This is a genomic window from Streptococcus sp. HMSC076C09 (assembly GCF_001837905.1).
Classification (GTDB): Bacteria; Bacillota; Bacilli; order Lactobacillales; family Streptococcaceae; genus Streptococcus; species Streptococcus parasanguinis_I.
The window spans coordinates 32,217-51,696 of the sequence record NZ_KV834615.1; the positions used below are offsets into that span (position 1 = coordinate 32,217).

The 19,480-nt window shown below is 38.3% G+C and carries 23 protein-coding genes and 1 pseudogene; 2 read left to right on the top strand and 22 right to left on the bottom strand.

Annotated elements, in window-relative coordinates; translation table 11 throughout:
• Nucleotides 1–58 precede the first annotated feature (58 nt).
• The 15 genes and pseudogenes from glpK to HMPREF2704_RS01980 form a co-directional block, all read right to left on the bottom strand.
• A complete protein-coding gene (gene glpK / locus HMPREF2704_RS01910) occupies nt 59–1,567 on the bottom strand; it encodes a glycerol kinase GlpK (protein WP_070845495.1) in 1,509 nt (502 codons plus the stop codon).
• A 186-nt stretch (nt 1,568–1,753) separates the two neighbouring features.
• Nucleotides 1,754–2,425: an ankyrin repeat domain-containing protein gene (locus tag HMPREF2704_RS01915; protein WP_070845496.1), complete on the bottom strand. Its 672-nt coding sequence runs from the start codon at nt 2,423–2,425 to the stop codon at nt 1,754–1,756.
• A 159-nt stretch (nt 2,426–2,584) separates the two neighbouring features.
• Nucleotides 2,585–3,340: a CPBP family intramembrane glutamic endopeptidase gene (locus HMPREF2704_RS01920; protein WP_070845497.1), complete on the bottom strand. Its 756-nt coding sequence runs from the start codon at nt 3,338–3,340 to the stop codon at nt 2,585–2,587.
• Nucleotides 3,337–4,092: a CPBP family intramembrane glutamic endopeptidase gene (locus HMPREF2704_RS01925; RefSeq protein ID WP_070845498.1), complete on the bottom strand. Its 756-nt coding sequence runs from the start codon at nt 4,090–4,092 to the stop codon at nt 3,337–3,339. Before HMPREF2704_RS01925 ends, HMPREF2704_RS01920 begins: the two co-directional genes overlap by 4 nt.
• A gap of 22 nt (nt 4,093–4,114) precedes the next feature.
• Nucleotides 4,115–4,531, bottom strand: coding sequence for a hypothetical protein (locus HMPREF2704_RS01930; RefSeq protein WP_070845499.1), 417 nt, complete (start codon nt 4,529–4,531; stop codon nt 4,115–4,117).
• A 3-nt stretch (nt 4,532–4,534) separates the two neighbouring features.
• Nucleotides 4,535–5,422 carry a DUF4300 family protein gene (locus HMPREF2704_RS01935; RefSeq protein ID WP_070845500.1) on the bottom strand — a complete coding sequence of 296 codons (888 nt, stop codon included), beginning with the start codon at nt 5,420–5,422 and terminating at the stop codon, nt 4,535–4,537.
• A 200-nt stretch (nt 5,423–5,622) separates the two neighbouring features.
• Nucleotides 5,623–6,399, bottom strand: coding sequence for an Ltp family lipoprotein (locus HMPREF2704_RS01940; RefSeq protein ID WP_229099231.1), 777 nt, complete (start codon nt 6,397–6,399; stop codon nt 5,623–5,625).
• 148 nt (nt 6,400–6,547) lie between these two features.
• Nucleotides 6,548–6,859 (bottom strand): hypothetical protein, encoded by a 312-nt coding sequence (locus tag HMPREF2704_RS01945; RefSeq protein ID WP_049485929.1) that lies wholly within the window; start codon nt 6,857–6,859, stop codon nt 6,548–6,550.
• A 150-nt stretch (nt 6,860–7,009) separates the two neighbouring features.
• The gene (locus tag HMPREF2704_RS01950; RefSeq protein ID WP_070845501.1) at nt 7,010–7,345 is read right to left on the bottom strand and encodes a hypothetical protein; all 336 of its coding nucleotides are present in this window, start codon (nt 7,343–7,345) and stop codon (nt 7,010–7,012) included.
• Nucleotides 7,333–7,920 carry an Ltp family lipoprotein gene (locus tag HMPREF2704_RS01955; protein ID WP_049483180.1) on the bottom strand — a complete coding sequence of 196 codons (588 nt, stop codon included), beginning with the start codon at nt 7,918–7,920 and terminating at the stop codon, nt 7,333–7,335. Before HMPREF2704_RS01955 ends, HMPREF2704_RS01950 begins: the two co-directional genes overlap by 13 nt.
• Nucleotides 7,921–8,311: 391 nt before the next feature.
• Nucleotides 8,312–8,851, bottom strand: a pseudogene (locus HMPREF2704_RS01965) (RDD family protein).
• Nucleotides 8,852–8,935: 84 nt separating this feature from the next.
• Nucleotides 8,936–10,684, bottom strand: a complete 1,749-nt coding sequence (locus tag HMPREF2704_RS01970) for a glycoside hydrolase family 13 protein (RefSeq protein ID WP_070845502.1) — start codon at nt 10,682–10,684, stop codon at nt 8,936–8,938.
• 253 nt (nt 10,685–10,937) lie between these two features.
• Nucleotides 10,938–11,549, bottom strand: a complete 612-nt coding sequence (locus tag HMPREF2704_RS01975) for a Fic/DOC family protein (protein ID WP_023023568.1) — start codon at nt 11,547–11,549, stop codon at nt 10,938–10,940.
• Nucleotides 11,549–11,725: a hypothetical protein gene (locus HMPREF2704_RS11045; RefSeq protein ID WP_141760623.1), complete on the bottom strand. Its 177-nt coding sequence runs from the start codon at nt 11,723–11,725 to the stop codon at nt 11,549–11,551. Before HMPREF2704_RS11045 ends, HMPREF2704_RS01975 begins: the two co-directional genes overlap by 1 nt.
• Nucleotides 11,726–11,844: 119 nt before the next feature.
• Entirely contained in the window at nt 11,845–12,864 is a 1,020-nt protein-coding gene (locus HMPREF2704_RS01980; RefSeq protein WP_049506078.1) for a DNA/RNA non-specific endonuclease, read from the bottom strand.
• A gap of 350 nt (nt 12,865–13,214) precedes the next feature.
• Between HMPREF2704_RS01980 and HMPREF2704_RS01985 the strand changes: the two genes are divergently transcribed.
• Both HMPREF2704_RS01985 and HMPREF2704_RS01990 read left to right on the top strand, forming a co-directional pair.
• A complete protein-coding gene (locus tag HMPREF2704_RS01985) occupies nt 13,215–14,102 on the top strand; it encodes a helix-turn-helix domain-containing protein (protein ID WP_070845503.1) in 888 nt (295 codons plus the stop codon).
• A gap of 4 nt (nt 14,103–14,106) precedes the next feature.
• Complete coding sequence (locus HMPREF2704_RS01990) at nt 14,107–14,892, top strand: CPBP family intramembrane glutamic endopeptidase (RefSeq protein WP_070845504.1); 786 nt, start codon at nt 14,107–14,109, stop codon at nt 14,890–14,892.
• Nucleotides 14,893–15,171: 279 nt separating this feature from the next.
• Here HMPREF2704_RS01990 and HMPREF2704_RS01995 read toward each other — a convergent pair whose 3' ends face one another.
• The 7 genes from HMPREF2704_RS01995 to HMPREF2704_RS02025 all read right to left on the bottom strand — a co-directional run.
• Nucleotides 15,172–15,615 (bottom strand): GNAT family N-acetyltransferase, encoded by a 444-nt coding sequence (locus HMPREF2704_RS01995; RefSeq protein WP_070845505.1) that lies wholly within the window; start codon nt 15,613–15,615, stop codon nt 15,172–15,174.
• Between the two features lie 15 nt (nt 15,616–15,630).
• Complete coding sequence (locus HMPREF2704_RS02000) at nt 15,631–16,068, bottom strand: hypothetical protein (RefSeq protein WP_070845506.1); 438 nt, start codon at nt 16,066–16,068, stop codon at nt 15,631–15,633.
• A gap of 12 nt (nt 16,069–16,080) precedes the next feature.
• Nucleotides 16,081–16,419: a type II toxin-antitoxin system RelE/ParE family toxin gene (locus tag HMPREF2704_RS02005; RefSeq protein ID WP_070594508.1), complete on the bottom strand. Its 339-nt coding sequence runs from the start codon at nt 16,417–16,419 to the stop codon at nt 16,081–16,083.
• Entirely contained in the window at nt 16,412–16,705 is a 294-nt protein-coding gene (locus tag HMPREF2704_RS02010) for a type II toxin-antitoxin system RelB/ParD family antitoxin (protein ID WP_048716237.1), read from the bottom strand. The genes HMPREF2704_RS02005 and HMPREF2704_RS02010 overlap by 8 nt, the downstream gene beginning before the upstream one ends.
• Nucleotides 16,706–16,964: 259 nt before the next feature.
• Entirely contained in the window at nt 16,965–17,702 is a 738-nt protein-coding gene (locus HMPREF2704_RS02015; protein ID WP_070665972.1) for a DUF4336 domain-containing protein, read from the bottom strand.
• 32 nt (nt 17,703–17,734) lie between these two features.
• Nucleotides 17,735–18,511 (bottom strand): alpha/beta fold hydrolase, encoded by a 777-nt coding sequence (locus HMPREF2704_RS02020; protein ID WP_070845507.1) that lies wholly within the window; start codon nt 18,509–18,511, stop codon nt 17,735–17,737.
• A gap of 142 nt (nt 18,512–18,653) precedes the next feature.
• Nucleotides 18,654–19,480 (bottom strand): ATP-binding cassette domain-containing protein (locus HMPREF2704_RS02025; RefSeq protein ID WP_141760624.1); only part of this gene is annotated, 827 nt, incomplete at its 5' end.

Genomic DNA, 19,480 nt, shown 5'->3' on the forward strand with positions numbered 1-19,480 from the left:
TCTAACGAATTACCGATTTCTGTCCCACTCTCATAAACTATTCGTTTGATTGATCCCTTTAGTCATCGGTCTCCGCAAATACTTGAGTGGCTTTGACTGCTTTCTTCCACCCCTTGTACAATTTCTCTTTGCGAGCTTCATCCATCTTTGGTTCAAAGATTTGGGCTGCTCCATGAAGAGATTTTAATTCTTCCAAGTCCTTCCAATAGCCTACGGTCAGACCTGCTAGGAAGGCTGCTCCTAAAGCCGTTGTTTCCAGGTTTTTGGCGCGGGCAATCGCAATCCCAAGAATATCTGCCTGAAACTGCATTAAGTAATCATTTTTCGCTGCCCCTCCGTCTACTTTTAAGACAGGGATAGGAGTCTTGGCATCTACCTGCATGGTGTCGATGATATCGCGTACTTGATAGGCAATGGATTGAAGGGTTGCTTTGATAAAGTCTTCCTTGGACGTTCCCCGGGTAAGTCCGAAGACAGAACCACGCGCCTCTTGATTCCAATATGGTGCCCCAAGACCCGTAAAGGCAGGGACCACATAGATTTCATCGTCATTCTGAGACTTCAGAGCATAGGCCTCGGATTCAGGTGAACTGTCGATCATACGCAGACCGTCACGAAGCCACTGAATGGCACTTCCAGCGATAAAGATAGATCCTTCAAGGGCATAGTAGACCTTGTCATTGATCCCATAACCAATCGTCGTCAGCAGGTTATTTTCTGATAACTGCATCTCCTCACCCGTATTCATAATGATGAAAGATCCAGTTCCATAAGTATTTTTGACCATACCAGGTTCAAAGGCTAATTGACCAAAGAGAGCAGCCTGCTGGTCTCCCGCCATCCCTGCAATCGGCACTTGTCCACCGTAGAAATGGAAAGGAGCTGTCTTGCCATAGATTTCAGAGTTTGAACGCACTTCAGGAAGCATGGCTTTAGGAATGTTGAGAATGTCTAAGATTTCATCGTCCCATTTCAGTTCCTTGATATTGTAAAGCATGGTACGGGCTGCATTGGAATAGTCTGTCACGTGGGCAGCTCCATCCGTCAGCTTCCAGACCAGCCAAGTATCAATGGTCCCAAAGAGCAATTCTCCTTTTTCCGCTCGCTCTTGTGCTCCTTCTACATGGTCCAAAATCCAACGAACTTTAGTCGCTGAAAAGTAGGCATCAATGACTAGACCTGTCTTTTGGTGGAAGGTTTCTACATAGCCTTGGTTTTTAAGTTCCTCAGCCAGTGGAGCAGTTTGCCTTGATTGCCAGACAATGGCATTGTAAATAGGAAGCCCCGTGTTCTTATCCCAAACAACTGTCGTTTCCCGTTGATTGGTAATGCCAATTGCTTCGATTTGATTGGGCTTGATGCCACTTTCAATAAAGACCTCAGCGATCACCGACTGCACCGAGTTCCAAATTTCATTGGCATTGTGCTCCACCCAGCCAGCCTGAGGAAAAATCTGAGTGAATTCCTTTTGACTAGAGCTAACTTGCTCGCCTTTTTTGTTAAAAATGATAGCCCGCGAACTAGTTGTTCCCTGGTCAATCGCCATGATGAAAGTTTCTTGAGACATAAACTGCCCTCCTGAATTAGGTACTTAAAAATCTTGTTCTTTCATAAACTAGTATACTCTCTTTCATCATGGATTTGTATCCATTTTTTAAAGAAAATCCGATCTAAAATTTTCTACTGCTTCTAGCTCTATCAGACAAAGTTAAAAGAGCCCTGAGGCTCTTTAAACTAGTAGTTCAAATGCTTATCAAGATCTGCCTTGATCTAACCGATTTAAGAACTCCATGGTCGGACTGTCTTGGTAAAGTTCTTTGAGAGGAATCTTCTGATAGACCGCTATTTCGTCCGCAGTCACACCGTAACGAATTAATAGATCATAAATACGATTTAAATCATGACGTAATTCATCCGTTATGAGGACATTATCGCTTGTTTCTTTTGTTTTCCAATAATAAGATGGCAACACTTCCTTGGTTTCAATTAAAATAGTTTGCAACAAAGTCCCACCATGACTGTCTTTCTGAGAAATATCGGCTCCAAGTTCCAACATTTTCTCAAAAACTTTGAAAGACCGGTCAGCCTTTTCCTTAGACGAATACATCTCATATTGGCCATTCCAGCGGTTGATCATGCGCCTACAGTCAAATACAGCTCGTCCACCCGCTGTTTGGAGGACTGGTTGACAAAATGGATTCAGCTCTGTCGGCTCTTCAATAAAGTTAAGATCTGCTCCTCTATCAATGAGTAAGTCTGCAATATCTAAATGTCCCGATTTGATAGCGACTTGAAGGAGCGACTGCCCCTGATCTCTTTTAGGTTTGTCACCCGAAACAGCATTGACTTCTTCAGGCTTTTTATCCAATATTTGACGGACGGCCTCTAGATCTCCTCTTCGCAACAACTGAAAGGTTTTTTGCATGGTCTTTCCCCCTCTCACATAATTGATAAGAATGATACTGTGTTGATACTTTGATCCTATCTCTAGGTTCTTCGTTAAACTGATTATAGCATTTTATGGACTCTACATTGAAGTCCTAAAGGCTAAAGATGACAGACTCCCACCGAAAGAGGTACAATTCTATTTCTCTAATTTTCGTATAGCCACTAGCCAAGAGGATACTAGGATTTCGAACATAACCAGAAGGATAATCTGAGAAAGAGAGCTCTGAACCAGCATAAGGACAGCCAGACTATCGATCAGCATATGAGCAAGGATACAAGGAATGGCTCCTTTCGAGTACTCCTTAAGAGCTCCAAAAAGGAAGGTATTCCCTAAAATCATCAGGTAAAAGATGAGATAGTTGGACGAACCTGCTGTAATCCAAGGGAGTTGATAGATAGGAATATGCCAGAGGAACCAGACAATGGAAAGAAGCATCATTTTAGGTATAAAGTGCTTACTAAAGGAAAGATGATCTTGTAAAAACCAACGCCAACCGACTTCTTCCAAACCGCCATATAATAAGGTCCAGGGGAAATAAAGGAAGAAGGCCAAGAAGGAGTTTCCAGTGAAGCGAACATTCATGAGCAGGATGGAGATCCCATAATAAATGATGGGGATGAAGAAAGCTAGCATCCAGGACAGGTTACTTTCTTTTTGAAGAAAAACCTTTTTGAAAAAATCACCCAAGGATTTGACTTCACCCAGGACAAGAGAAAAGACCGCCGCAGTAATCAGGGGAATACAGTTCATTAGGATAAACAGTAGCGAGGCATCCATACTCCTCCCATCTGGAAAACACCAAAGGATCACTTGGCCTACTAGAAAGGTAGCTAGGAGGGTAGTCAATCCATACCAGATAGCGACTGATTGTTTTGAAATAAATTTGCTCATTTTTCCTCCTTTACAGTTATATACTTCTTTCTTACAATCATAATTGCTAAACTAATAATAAGAATTTTACTGACTAGAGATAGCCATACCTCTTCATTCACTAGAATCTGAGACAAGGAATTGATACAGGCATGGGTCATGACACAGAGCCATAAATTTTGCGTTTTATGATACAAGGCCGACAAGATAAAGCAGTTAGTTAGCAGACCTACTAGAAACGGAAACAATTGAATGACAGCTAAAGAACCGTCGATATAAAAGTATAGTAGATGCCAACTAGACCAAGCTAAAAAGGTGATCAAAGTAGCTGAAAAATAAGGTATTTTTTCCTGCAAAGTTGGTTGAAAGAAATAACGCCAGCCAATTTCTTCAACTCCACCAAAAAGAAGAGCCTTAAAAAAGAGTACTACTGGCAAGACCAACGATTGAGTGGTTATCTTACCACCAAAGATAAAGGGGAAAAAGTCGAGCAGCAAGAAAACGAGCACTAAACAATAATTAGCAAAACTGTCTTTGACTTGAAAAAAATCTTTTAGAATTTGTTTGAAACTAGATTGATGGTAGCCAATACTAGCAAGACTCCCCCAAAAAGCAGATGATAAGCCAGCTAAAGCAACAGCGATGATCCCCAATGATGATGTAAAATCAACCTTGACTCCTCCTGCTCTTAAAAACCACACCAGAAGGCTGACTCCTAATACTTGACCAAAGGTCCCTAACAAATACATAGATAGGGCTTGCTTTCTATTCATTCGTGATTCCTTTTTCTTTCAATTAATTTCCAGTGCTATCTACCCTAAACCCATACTTGCCTGCATTTCGCTTGAGTTTCGCAACTAACACTTCATTCCGCTTGCTTTTTCCAAAAAAGAAGGGAATAGTCTTTCCATTTCTAAGCTCGATATAAAAAGCATAGCGACTCCCACCACCAGATCGGCCACGAAAAATTGCATAGGTGATTTGCTTGATCTCTTTCAGCGGGATCATTCGCCGACTGAAACACAGAGACACATGAATGTAGAAGACCCCACGATTAATATGGAAAGGGGCAAAGAAGGGATCACCACTACGTTTCACGATTGCCCTTCTTCTCAGGAAAAGGAGAAGAGTGAAAAAGAGCAAGAAAACTAACACATATAGAATCGGAGCATAGTCCATTATCTTTCTAAATCCTAACACGCTACCTTTCATCCTCTACTTCATCTCAACCCATTTTTCATTATCCATGATAAAAGGCTTAGCCAGACCTTCGCCTGTGTAGTCTTGATATTTGGTCTCCAAGTATTTGTAGACATCTTCCTTGGTCGCAAACTTAATCGCTTGGTATGGTTCTTCAAAGGTCAACTTTTCGACAAAGAGATAGCCGTCCTTGGCAGGGACCAAGACACCGACGTGACCGACAAAAAGGGTATTTCCGTCTAGGTTATCATGAACGATAACAGAAAGCATGCGCGCATTTTCATTGAACTTGAAATGAGAAAAATATTCTTCCATCTTCTTGGCATGGACCTTTACATCCGTTGTAGCCTCTGTCGGAACCCGTGAATACAGAATGTTAAAGGCTTCCTTGTCTGCCTCATCGAAGACTTTTCCTTTGTCAATGGCATCATTGTCCACAAATAAAAGTTCACTATCCGCTTTCATCTTAGGAATCTCGATGCTATTCTTCAGAAGAGTATAACTATTGATCCGGCAGTTAGTCCCGACGAAATCGCCCTTTTGCTTGGTCCACAAGTCACTGATCTTCTCAACATTGTAGTCTGTTTTCTTGAACTTGCTGAAGTCACCCGTCAAACCGACCGAGCCGACAATGCTATCATAGTCCGTTACTAGACCAAGAAACTTGTCTACACTCTCCTGATCCAAATAAGCAGACAAGAGAGTGCGCACTTCTTCGACACTAGCCTTGCTATTGAGGTTGCTGTATGTTCCCTTGTAGTGCTCCTTGTCTGAACTAGATTTCTGCACAGTGGAAGTTTCCTTCTTTTCCTTGGATTGCTTTTGGTTGGTCCCACAAGCTACTAAAGCAAAGATCGCCAAAGCACAGCTAGTAAGGAGCATGATTTTTTTAGATGGTTTCATAGATTGGTTCCTTCTCTATTGATTAAAATATTTGTACCATAAATTTTTCATATTGATAATCCTTCTCCTATATTATAGTTTAAAACTGGCTTTGCTCCAACTATTTTTTACGAAATGAGAAAAGTTAATAAACAGCAAAAAGAGCTGGCAAATTGTCCAGCTCTTCAATATGTTATAAAAATCAAAATTAAAACTATTGTTTAATTCAACCAATCTATTTTTGCATGTTCTATTGCATACTCAGCTTCTTCTTGAGTAAATTTTCTATTTTCAACAAGTATTTTTAATAGCCTTTCTTTCGAAATGTTGCCACCGTTTGAAGAAGATTCTGCTTCTTTCACAGCGTTCTCCTTCCAATCGAAATGAACATGTTCTATGGCATAATCAGCCTCTTCTTGAGTAAATTTGTCAATATTTATAAGTTGCTCAACCAATTTATTTTTCGAATAATGAAACTCTTGATATGATTTTGCTCTTAAAAGTGCTTGCTCTTTCCAGTCTACATTAAGCTTATTTAAAGCGTACTGAGTAGCATCCTCTGAATAGCTGCTGCCATACTTAGTAAGATAAATTTTAATTTGCTCCTTCGATAAATGCTTTTTTGACCAAGATTTAGCTTCTTCATATGCATATGTATAATCTGGATCTAGTAAAGTTGGAGGAAATAGTCTTTTCATAAACATATTCATTAATGATTCTAAATCATCCTTATTTTTTCTATCACTTGAAGAAGCGTATTCTTGTTTTGATGATTCTAAATCATCCTTATTTCCATCACTTGAAGAAGAGTATTTTTGTACAGGATTAGTCAACTGTGATCCTGAACGTGAATTTATCCATTTATTATAACTTATTTGATACTCAATTGCCATCAGAGCTAGCATTCCTGCAAATAATCCAAAAATTGTAAAAATAAATATCAAAAATTTTTTCATAATGACTACCTTTACTTGTTTTTTTCCAATGGAATCTTTCATCCTCTTGAACTACATTCATTAGTATTATACCATGAAATATTGTTCATTTTTATTTACTAGTGTAAAAGTCTCTATGCTAGTAAATAAAAAAGTGACTGCATTTCAACTGCAATCACTCGTTCAATGTGAGATAAAAAATAATAAAGGATTATTTAATCTTGTGTTTGTTCATCTTTTCTTCAAAGATGGCTGTCATAATCTTGCGGAGCTCTTCTCCTTCTTTTTCAGGAAGGTCCCCTTGACGTTTAGCCACGGCATAGAGTTCAGGGGATTGCTTGGCTACACGCTCAACTGTCTTGGTCGTCGCATGCCCTCTGACAAAGAATGGAATACGTTTGATCCATTCTTGCGGGACTAAAGCGAGCAACTTCTTCGCCGCTTCTTTATCAGTAATCTCAGCTGTACTCAAACCTTGGTTGATTTGTTCTTGTTCTTTTTCTGTAAAATCTTTTAATTCCATAGTAAATTCCTCATTTGTTTATCTAAGGACACATTATACACCTATGTAGTGAAAACTACAACTAAAGGAACCGAAAAATAGAGCAAGGGCAAGTCATCCCTCACTCTATCTCTTAATCGTAAAATCTTATGAAGGATATTAATTTCCGATTTACTGTGGAGCATCACCCTTTTGCTTTAAATAATAGTCACTTGCCTCAGTTAGTTTTTTATAATAATGATCGTAACTCTTACTAAATTGTCTAATCAGCGGAATATCGACCTCATAGTAGTGATGGTCCATCAAAAATGTTTTCAGTTGATCTTGAATATTTTTCATTGGACTTGTTTTGTAATCATCACTGTTCAAATAGCGATCATAAATAGAAATTGTGTCCTTATTTTCATTATGCCACTTTTCATTACTTTCTATCGTAGCTATTTTAGATTCATCAGCCTCTTTTAAGTTCTTCAAATCAATAGTAAAATTATTGTTTAATTTAACCAATCTACTTGAGCATGTTCTATTGCGTACTCCGCTTCCTCTTGAGTAAATTTTCTATTTTCAACAAGTATTTCTAATAACCTTTCTTTCGAAATATTGCCACCGTTTGCAGAAGATTCCGCTTCTTTCACAGCTTCCTCTTTCCAATCGAAATGAACTTTTTCTATAGCATAGTCAGCCTCTTCTGGAGTAAATAGATCAACATCTACAAGTTGCCCAACTAACTTTTCTTTTGAATAATGAAACTTTTGATATGATTTTGCTCTTAAAACAGCCTGCTCTTTCCAGTCTATATTAAGCTTATTGACAGCGGACTGGGAAGTATACTCTGAATACCTGCCATACTTAGTAAGATAATTTTTAATTTGTTGCTTCGATAAAGGAGATTTCTCTGACCAAGATTTAGCTTTTGCATATGCCCTTGTACTTACTGGTACTAGTAAATTTTCTTTCGGTTCTGGAAAGCTTGATCTATGATGAGCCGCTTCATAAGCTCGAATATATTCATTATATATCATAGCTAACATTCCTAACATCAATCCAAACATTGTAAAAATAAATATCAAAAATTTTTTCATAATGAATACCTTTACTTGTTTTTAGTCTAATTTGTTATTTTGTGCTTAATAAAACAATATTGTCACTCAACACTAGGAGAATTAACTTCTCCAGTCACTCAAAACAATTCCTATAGAATCCTTCAATAACGGTTTTATTAATCCCTGTTTAAATATAGCAACTCATTCTTAATGATGTTAAAAAATGAGTTGGTTCCATAAAAGACTCAACATTTGTGACAGGACCACCAGGCAATGTCATTCCTTGCCTAGACTCTTTCTCACGATCCATAACAAGAACTCTATCGCCGTCTCTTACCATACAAAGATTTGTGAATTCTAGAGTCTCATTCATAGCCCTATTTCCTAGCTATGTTTCCATTTTTTCTTATCGACAGCCTAACATTTCATCCTAGTCACCTTTTAGTTGCACTTGCGTATGGGCTAGCAGGTCTCCTAGATGCCTCTTATCATTTCTAAACATTGTCATTGCCAGTAGCAAAACTGCGAGTAGAGTTGCTGAAAACGAGAGGATAATGGATAACACATCAAAATCACTATAGAAACCATGAATCGTGCCCATATGACCGAGTTGCCAAGGCAAAAATTTAATGGTGTTTCTAATCAAGCTAGCTTGCACTGTTTTTTTCTGGTAAACCAATTGAAGTCAAGCTTTCGCCTTCCCAAAACTCCCATTATTTGTATAATCTAAGAATGTAAAAAGTAGAGTGATTGGCAAAACAGAGGTAAAAAATGCAAGACACTGCGACTGAATTTCTGTAAACTCTGGAATACCATTAAAAAAAATAATGTAAAAAAGCATAGAACCTAAAAACAGAAGCGCTAAATAAGCTAGTATGAAAAGATAATCAAATAGTAATTCAATCATTCTTTTTTTAAACGAAATAGAATTAATTGCTAAAATCTTCATCACCGTCTCCCCCCTTCTCATCTCCTATTATAATATAAGGGTGCGAATAAAGATACTATTTATAAAAAGAAGCCCGCAATCTCTCGATTCCAGGCTTCTTTCTTACTAATCTTCCCTATAAATAACAAATCCATTTGGTTGGATGATCAATCGATCATCGGAAATGGTCCCATGGCTGATCAGATCTGCTTGTCTTCTTTCTAATACAAATTCTTTCTTAGAGTGGTTAAAGTAGGCTTTGAGAATGTGACCTTCATGCTGCCATTCTACTGCCACTACATCTGGCTCTACTTCTTTCAGACTCACTTTACCATGCTGGATAACGCCCGCTACTTCTTTTCGGAGCTGGATCAAGTCCTTCATAAAGTTCAGCATGTCATTGTCTGCTGACACGCGCTCCCAAGGCATGACACGCCGGCAATCCGGGTCTGGGCCGCCGATGAGGGCTAGCTCCGTCCCATAATAGATACAAGGCGTACCCCGTTGCAGATAGAGGAAGGTGAGAGCAGACTTGACAGACTGAAGATCCCCTTTGGCCGTCGTCAAGATGCGCTCTGTATCATGGGAGTCTAAGAGGTTAAACATCACCTCAGAAATCTGCTGCCTGTAATACATGGACTGGCTATTGATTTCCCAAATGAAGCGTTGCGTCTCCTTATGCCCCCGCAGGAAATAATCCTTGATACTTTCAGAGAGGGGATAGTTCATCACCGCATGGAACTCATCGCCCTTGAGCCAAGGTTGGGACGAATGCCAGATTTCCCCGAGGATATAGAGATCCGGCTTCTTGGCCAAGACCGCTTTACGGAAATCCCGCCAGAATTGATGGTCGATCTCATTGGCCACATCCAGTCGCCAAGCATCAATATCAAACTCTTCAATCCAGTAAGTCGCCACCTTCAAGAGATAGGCCTTCACCTCAGGATTAGCCGTATTGAGCTTAGGCATAAAGCCCGCAAAGGCAAAAGCATGGTAAGATAAGTTGCGACTATTCCACAGATTTTCTGAGGAGACAGGGAACTCTTTGATATGGAACCAGTCCTTGTAAATCGAATCCTCCCCGTATATGACCACATCCTGCCATTGGGGTGAATCATAGCCAATATGGTTGAAGACGGCATCCAGCATGATCTTCATCCCACGCGCATGGGCCTCTTTCACTAGCTGGCGGAAGGTCTCCTTATCTCCAAAATGTCGATCAATTTCAAAATAATCAATGGTATCGTACTTGTGATTGCTCGGCGATTCAAAAATCGGGCAAAGATAGAGCCCTGTAATCCCTAGATCCTGCAAATAGTCCAAGTGATCGATGATCCCTTGCAAATCACCACCAAAGAAATCCAATACTTGAGGAGCAATAGAGGCATCCCAAGGACGAACACCTTCTGGGGAAATGGCTGGATTCCCATTGGCAAAGCGCTCAGGAAAGATTTGGTACCAAACCGTCTGAGCCACCCAATCTGGAACAGCACACCCATCAATCTCATGGATAAAGGGAAGCTTAAAACCGTTCATGACGAAGTCCAGGTTCTCCTTGTTGTAGGCTGCCACACCCCGATCTCCGTACAAGACCTTCTCTCCCGCTGTGTCCTCTAATTCAAAGAGGTACTGGATCCGGGCATGGCGGACAGATACCGACACTTGCCAATAATCAAAGAGGTCGTCTGTCGTCACCTTGTCCATTTCCTTAGTTGCCTCATAAAGATCCTCTATAAAAATAAAGGGATCCCCATAGTGCAAGACAATTCGTTTGATATCTTCTTTCTTGGTCCGGATGCGAATGTGAAGCTGGCCGTCCTTATAAAGATAGGCGTACTCCGATTCAGGCCTGTGATAAATCGCTGTTAATTCCATCTGTCTCGTCTCCTACTATACTCTCTTTTCATCATTTACCAATTTATGCAAACGATTCCATAAACTATTTCTAGTATACTACTTTATAAAAACGTTTGCAAGATTCTGAGAGATCATTTTAGATTACTCACTTTTTATAATTGTATTGCAAAACAAAAAGCCCAGCAATTGGGCTTAAAGATTTTTGTTGAAGCAATGACTTTACCTTATAAGCATCACTTTATACTGTTTCCTACTAAAATATACTACAGATCTATATTTCTGTTAATAGTTTATTGAACAGTTGTTCGAGCTTACTAGTATCTCCATAAACTGTTCCATCCATATATAAGTGATAGATATCATCATCTAAACCAATTGAAATTTCACATTCATACCCTTTCATCAAAGCTAAAGAACGGATAACTTCTCGTTGAGTACGACCATTTCCTTCTCGAAATGGGTGAAAATAATTTAGATTATCTAATATCTCAGCTAAACTTTTACAAATCTCAATTTTATTATTTGCGTTAAGTAAATAGTTTGAAAGCAAGGTATTTAAAAATTTTTCTGCCATATCAAAAGACTGAACTGGCATAAAAGCATTTCCACTTTTAGAGATATTTACTTGACGGTATTGACCTGCCCAAGTATACATTCCTTCAAAAAGAAACTTATGAATCTTTAAAATATCTGAAACAGTATTTACTTCAATTGGATTAATAAACAGTTTTAAACTTTGGCTTGCTACTAAACGATATTCTAATTCTCGTGCTTTATTATCATTTTTCTCATTAAATTTATTTATGAGAACAGATGAATGGGGATAGGTGTATAAATTATCAGGGTCTATATAATCATACCCATCATATATTTTTCTGACCATTATCCAACTCCTAATGCAACTGCCTCTTCTCTCAGTCGCTCCACGTCTTCTACCGTGGGATGCCATCCTTCAATCATATTGGTGCTCAGAGCAAACCAGACGCTCTTAAAAACCTTTTTGTTGTCAAAAATCACACCCATAATCATCATTTTTTCTTTATCTATATCTAAGGTCATATTCTACCTCCGTCCTATTATTATAGCATATTTTCAATCATTTTAGTTCTCCTATTTAGTACTTACCCTACACAAAGAGCCCAGCGATTGGGCTTTCTCATTATCATAATAACTTATACTCATTCCTTACTTGTATGCCGCTTTCCAAGACTTAGCGCTTGCTCTTCTGACATTTCAACTACTTTCGCAAAGTTGGTATTTCGTGGCATGCTATCTTTAGAATACCAATAAACATCCGCACTCCCATTTCTGGCCACATAAACAACTGGAGCTAGTTGAGGAATTGGTGCTGCAGGCTCGACAGGTTGGACTGGCTGAACTGGCTCTACTGCTTGACTCGGTTGAGGGGCTTGACTTGGTTGCGTCTCTACAGAAGGACTAGCAGGTTGAGGTTGACTACTTGGTTCTGTCGGCACTAAAGATGGCTTGGCAGTCCCCTTGAGATAGTCAATGGTCGCATTCTTAGAGTAGTTGTCCAAGGTAACGGTGGTGATCCCATAAGCATCTACTGACTCTTTGGGACTACTTAAATTGATTGGTAGAAGGTTGCCATCTCGATCAATTCCTACATATTGCAAGGTCACCTGCCGAGGAATTAATTCATCCCCCGTATAGACCGGAGTCACCTTGTAGTCCAGCCAATAATTGGGGTGGGTGGATAGCCAGCTATCGAGTCGTTTCTCGTAGTAGAGCATGCCCTCCACATTGCTATCTGCTGTCCCTTTATAATTCCCCGTATTGGTCCAGGCAGTTAGAGGAACCAGATTTTTCCCTTCATTGGTCAGACCGCTAAACTGATAGCCGATCAAATGCCCTCTATGGAACAACCAGGCCTTCTTTCCTTTATTTCCATAAGCAATCTTATAATTGTGCCAGCCAACCGGATTATAGCTGAGACGTGGTTCTCTTTTTTTCTTTGGCTCATCCTTGTCCTGCAGCTGAATATGAGCGGAGGTTGCACGACCCAAATGATCAAAATCCCCCAGTACTAGCTGCTTATTGCCATTAAAAGGCAGTAGATGAAGACTCTGGTAATCGAGTCCAGTTTGCTGAGCTTGGGCCCCTTGAACAACGACCAAGAACATAAAAACCGAGACTATCGCAACAATAACATTTTTCAAAAACCGTTTTGTAACCATGATTGAAACTCCCACATTTCTATCTAGTGATATTATAGCAGAAAAAACGGTTACAAATAAATAGCTTTTAGAAATTATTTTATGCTATTTATTATTACTACCAGACTATCTGGGAATTTAAAATATTATTTTAAATTCTATTCATCATTCAATTTGAATGTATGATAAAATAACTAAAATAATGCTAAAAATCAACGTTAAAACGATAAATGCTACGCAAAGTAGCAAAAAAAATGAGAATGCAACCTCTACTTGCTTGTGCTGTAATCATCATTTATTCTATACTAAAATCAGTCATATTGCTACTTTATGACAAATTACATCATAAAATATAGAGGAGGTCATACAACATGACATTTGCTGAAAAATTAAAATCCATACGTAAACAAGTAGGGATGTCACAAGAACTTTTAGCTGAAAAAATCGGTGTATCAAGACAAGCTGTAACAAAGTGGGAAACTGGTGCTGGAATTCCAGATATCGAAAATATGATATCCATCTCAAACCTATTTAACATCTCTATCGATGAACTAATCTGTAATGAAAGAACTACTCTTAAGACGAGCGAATATCTTTTTGAGAGTATCACAGAGTATGATATCGATAAGATCAAGAGCTATGATATGAAATTTGGAGGCGCAGAAAAGTTTGTATTGTCTGGATACAACGGAGAAAAAATTCGAGTTCGTCTGGTATCTAACCTTCTTCCTACGCTTCAAAATGATTTTAAAGTAAAAATTGATGATAGTAGAAAAAGAATTGACCTTGATGTAAAACGTTACAATGGTGTAACAGAGGCAACGGCTAAAGAAACTGTCAGTATCTTTGTGCAAATCCCAACTCCTTATATTAGTCACATTGAATGTGCAGTTCGTGCAGAATCTGTAGAAATTCACTCCCTAGAATGTGACAATATCGAACTTGACCTTAAGACATCTCGTATTACCCTAGAAGATATTTCAGGTAAAGTAAAAATAAACTGTAATCATGATATGGAAGTATTATGTCATTCATTAAACGGTGAAATTGACATTAACCAGATTTCGGCAACATCCAGAATTCGTATTCCTGAAAACAGCCTATTTACTGCTGTTACCAAAGGAATTGGAACAAATATTTATTATGAAAAAAATGGGCAAAAAACTGAACCATTCGATTCACCCGATGCAGATAATATAATTGAATTGAATGGTATTAAGAGTGAACTAGTTATCTATACAGCTGAAGAAAGAGGGTAACTAAATGAATGTAAATTATTTAAAAAGATACATCATCAGTTCTTATATACTTGTTTGGGCACTCATTATTTTTGTAGCAGCTCCTGCAAGTTTAATATTTAAGGTTCCACCTGTTATCATGTGGATTGTACGAAATATTGTCGCTTGGTCTCCATCATACCTTCTTTTATTTGGATGGAAGTATTTCAGGACTGATGAGAAAAGAACAACTTTCCTTAAGCGGTGTTTCTCTGCTAAAGTGTCGTTACTCCCACTTCTATCTTCATTTGGTCTTACATTTGGGCTCAGTATTTTATCACTCTTCCTCTACTCACTTATGACCCAAAAAACAATGTTCTCCTACATCAATCTAGGAACCGTATCATTGCCACTAAGTATATTCTTATCATTTACATCAGGTCCGACTGGTGAAGAATTAGGGTGGCGTGGTTATATGAGAGAAGAATTTAATAAAAAATATCATTTTTTAAAATCCTCTATCTATCAAGGCCTAGTCTGGTGTTTCTGGCACACACTTCTGTGGGTTGTAGATTCAAAATTTACGGACTGGCGGGCTGTTCCTTATATTATTGCTAATATAGTTGTGATTACATCTATTACTATTTGTATGAATATTATTTTGGAAAAATATAATAATCTGATTTATTCTATTTTCATGCATTTTGGCTTTAATATCGTTTATGTATTTTTGGATGCTGATATCGGATTTTTTATCATTTTGACCTTGCTATACCTACTTATCACACCGATTGCAATTCATATACGAAATAAAACTGTGGAGAGATTATAGTGGGAAAATCCCTCCATTAACCGTACAAAATTTCGACTTCGAAGGTCCTCCTACAACTGTTTGTTTAACTTGTTTCAAACATGAATCAGAGTGATAGATTGTAAAATCATATAAAAAGAACACCAACAAAAATCATCTGTTGGTGTTCTCTTCATATTTAGATTTCGGAAAAAACTCTTGTCCATGTATCAGTGGCTACCCTTTATCTCTATTTTTCATGAACATTGTTTTATAAACAGCAGATTACAGTCTTAATCTATGTGGAGATACACACCTTTCCTAAATCAACTTATATTCATACCACTCTTCATCTACTTTCTGAAAACCCAAAGCCAAAAACATTCTTTGACTTTGAGTATTAAAAGGATAAATTTGAGCAGTTACCTTAACCATTTCTTTCTCTTTGGCCAACTGTATCATTTCAGAAATACATCGTCTTCCGATCTGTAAATTCTGATACTCTTTGCTGACAACTATTGAAAGTTCCGAGTTATCTTGAAGTGTCACATCTCCAACCAACACTCCCTCATATTGGATATAATAGCACGAACCATGTGAAGTTAGGTAATCATACATTTTATGAAGTTTTGTTACATCGTAAATCTGATCAGTATTATCCACTTGTTTGCAAACCTCACTATCTTGATACCAAAGAAGGGAGATGTCATCATTCCTATAATAAGGAATAAGAGTGATCTGATCGTCTACTATTCTATTCATCATGACTTCTTCTTATTTCTATTTAGAGATTTCTTCCGATACTTCAATATTTCCCATCAACCAATTGGACATCTTTTTGCCCTTGTCTTTATAAGGATTGGGAGGAAACAAGGTAAAAGGGGGAATGCTGGCATCCGGGAAGAATAGTTCTACGCTTATCGTTCGTTCGCGATTATGATTGACGTAGGCTGTAAAATAGATATGGTAATGTCCGCTCGCATCACCACCATTATCATACTCTCCTCTAGCAGTATTTGGCAATAAGGTAACAGATTCTATGTCCTTCTTTTCCCGGGCTAAGTGTGCGATGATCTCACGCTTAATGGCAGCCTCATGACTTCTGACGAAATTCCCATCATCACTGTATCCAGGATGCTCACTAAGAGAATAGAAAACAATGACCATCAGAAAAGGTAGAGAAATTAAAAAAATAATTAGCTTATTCGATTTTAACATGGGGTCCTCATCCTACTTATAAAAAATCTTGACCCAATCCTGCTTTGCACTGAGTATACGAGCAACATACACTGTATGCTTCTCAATATAATAAAATGCGAGATAGTTCTCTATTGGCATATAACGATAGGGTTTCCCATCATTCGTCATCTCACCATAGCCCCGGCTTGATACCAGAGGACAGGCTTCTGGAAACAGTTCTAGGGTCTCAAGAGCACTTAATAGCAAATCAACTTTGCCATCTGCAGCTTGCTGGCTATAAAAATTCACAAGAATATAGTCGTGAATGCCACGCAAGTCCTGCTTAGCCTGATCTGCAAGAAAGACCTGATAGCGTTTCAACTTAGTCAAGACCAAATTCCTTTCTCACATCGGCTACAGAAGTGACTTTCCCTTGAGCAATTTCCTGGTGCCCAACTAAAATCTCCTTCTTCAAATCCTCAAAGGCCACTTGATACTGCGTGTCCTGCAAATCACTTGAAACAAATTCTCTTGGATCCACAGTCCCGTTGGCAATTTTTCGAAGTGCTGCATTTAGGACATCTGACACCGAAATTTTTTGATCTGCAAGTACCTCTTTTGTTTTTTGGTAAAACATCGCATCTGCGCGAAAATTCACTGCTTTCGTGTTTGCCATTTCTACCTCTCCTTTGTACATACAATTTGTATATACATTCTACCATACGAAAGAGAAGGGATTCAAGTGAAAAATGGATTCTTCTTTCACTAAATCTAATTAAGAGATACCGTTAGTTAATCTATATTCTTTCTCTCGTGTCAACTGATACCTCTTAGAATCAACAATTTAAGTAGATTCCACATCTTAATTTAACAACTCCAAGTAATTGTAGTCAATTATATTAGATATATTTTATTAATTTCTTTATAGTAAATTCCTATTTCTCTAGCCAAAAGAACGCTTGGTTTAACATCTCTTTTGTTTGTCCAATGATACACGGTCCATGAGAAATAATAATATTCTTAGGTTCCCATTTCTTTATTTTATGATAACTCTTCAATGCTTGTTTTTTACCAAATAAAAAAGTCATTCTTAAATCTCTTGGTGTTTTACCATTTGGATAGTGATTATCACCTATTTTTAACAGTAGCTTTTCAAAAATCGATAAATTTTCTGTTTCTATGTTTTCAATAAGATCCGTTAAAATTAGAGTTGAACTTTCAGTATGGAAAAAAACAACCTCTTTCACGTAAAAACTTCCCTCAAATGTTGTAAAACAAATTTCCTCGTTCCAATTGGCTTTCTCTAGTTCATGACCATAATATAAATTCATTCCCGATTTTCCGGCACGCTTTTGAACACCACTAGCTAGCCATACTTCTGCTTCCGGAAATAGTTCGTGCCACTCATTTATATAACTATAATGTAAGACATTGGGTGCAATAAGGTGTTTTACCTCACCTAATTGCTTGATTTCAAAAAGTAAATTATCACTAGGCTTAATCGGCGAATGCACCCAAAGACCACCATTCTGCAGACGGATAACTGTCATTCTAGTTGAAAAAGGCACTTTGAAGAGTTTGAAATTCATCAGTACTTCTTCCCCATCTACAATCCAGAGGTTATCTGCTATCTTTTTTAAGGAATTGAGCGGACTATATTTTTTGACTTCCATGAAACTCTGCTTTCTAAATTAATAAAGTATAATCAATCGTTATTCTCCAAAAACGGTAGCACCAAATCAACCCACTCTTGAGGCAAGTAAGCTGACAAATAGCCATGATTGTAGCCCTTGGCTTCATACAAGATCGTATTTGGATGCAGTTGTTGAAATAATTTCGCCGATGCTTTCACACAGTTTAATTCTTTTTCACCATAGATATACAAAACCTGAGCTTTGCTAGCAGAAATCGTGTCCTTCAACTTGTAACGCCCCATATAAGTTTTGTAAATGGTCACCAATGTTTTGGTAGGCGTCCTTGGCAAATCCTCCAAATAATAAGCTTTTATTTCCTCCGGATAAGCCAGTTTAGGATAGAGTTTGTTCATCATGCTTAATTGAAGTTTGCAAGAGAATTTACTGAACATCAGTTTACCAAATAGAGCTACTAGAAAGATGCTGATTTTAGCTAACCTTGGTTGAGGAATACAGAGGCTTCCATCTATGAAGGCCTTCTCAGCTATCTCGCTGTCTAAGGACAAAAGCTCCATAGCAATTTGACCACCAAGTGAAACACCACCAATCGCAAACAACTTCCCGCCACAGTTCGCTTTGACATAGTCTAGGATCTCCAAAGCAGAATCTTCCGTAGAAACATAATCGAGATGATATTCTTCGCCGTGACCATTCAAAGTAGGTAAAATAACACGGTATTCTTCTGATAAGATCCGTGCTTGGCGAAGATAATTCCACCAAGAACTGCCACCGCCATGTATCAGCAAGATAGGAGGCAAATTCTTATCCCCAAATTCATGGAATTTCATATTTAAACTCCTTACTGTAGTATTTTCACTAGATACATCCTTGTTTAACGTTATTGTACTGATATTTTTAGACAGAGTTTTTATTATCTATCTCACAAAAAAGAATGAACCTGCCACTCCTTTCCGAAATCTATACCTCCACCTATTTCTCCAGTTTTATCACCTTATCATAGCGCTTCAAATCCTCTTCACTATAGTGATGAATCACTTCTACAAGTGCTTGAGGGAGGGAGAAAAGAAGTTGACTGATTTTCTCTTGATTTTTAAAGTCCAGATTTGCTTTAACCTCATCAGCTAGGATAAATTGGCGATTGTGATAGAGAGCACGGGCAATTTCCAAGCGCTGCTTCTCACCGCCTGACAGAGTCTGGTTGCTAAGGTTTTTATTTTGAAGAGTTTTCAAACCAGTTTGTTGCAGGATTTCGTCCATCCTTACAGAATCTAGTTCTTGTCCCAAAGCAATATTTTCCTCTAGGCTCAAACCATCAAAGATATGACTAGACTGGAGAATGTAAGCTCCTGCCTGATAGAGTTCATCCGAGGTTAGTTCTTGCCCATGGTAGCGAATCCGACCATGACTAGGTTCAATTTCACCATAGATTAGGTTCAGTAAGGTTGTTTTTCCAGACCCACTTTCTCCGATAATGGCAATCTTTTCCCCTTCCTCAATAGTAAGGTCACAAGAGGCTAGGATTTCTTGACCATCACGCTCAACACTGACTTTCTCTAACTGGATAGGAAAGACGGAACCTTCGAGAACAGAAGGCATATCCAAGTCTACTCCCAACAATTTTTGATATTTATCACAGAGAGACTTGGCTGATTTTCTAGTATTGATAAAGTAAGATAACTCCTGAAATTGATAGCCAATATTATACGATACGAGGTAAATCCCCACAAAGCTGGCTGCAGATAGGTAGTTATAATAGGTCATGAAACCACCAATGACAATAGGCGCAACAGAGCAAA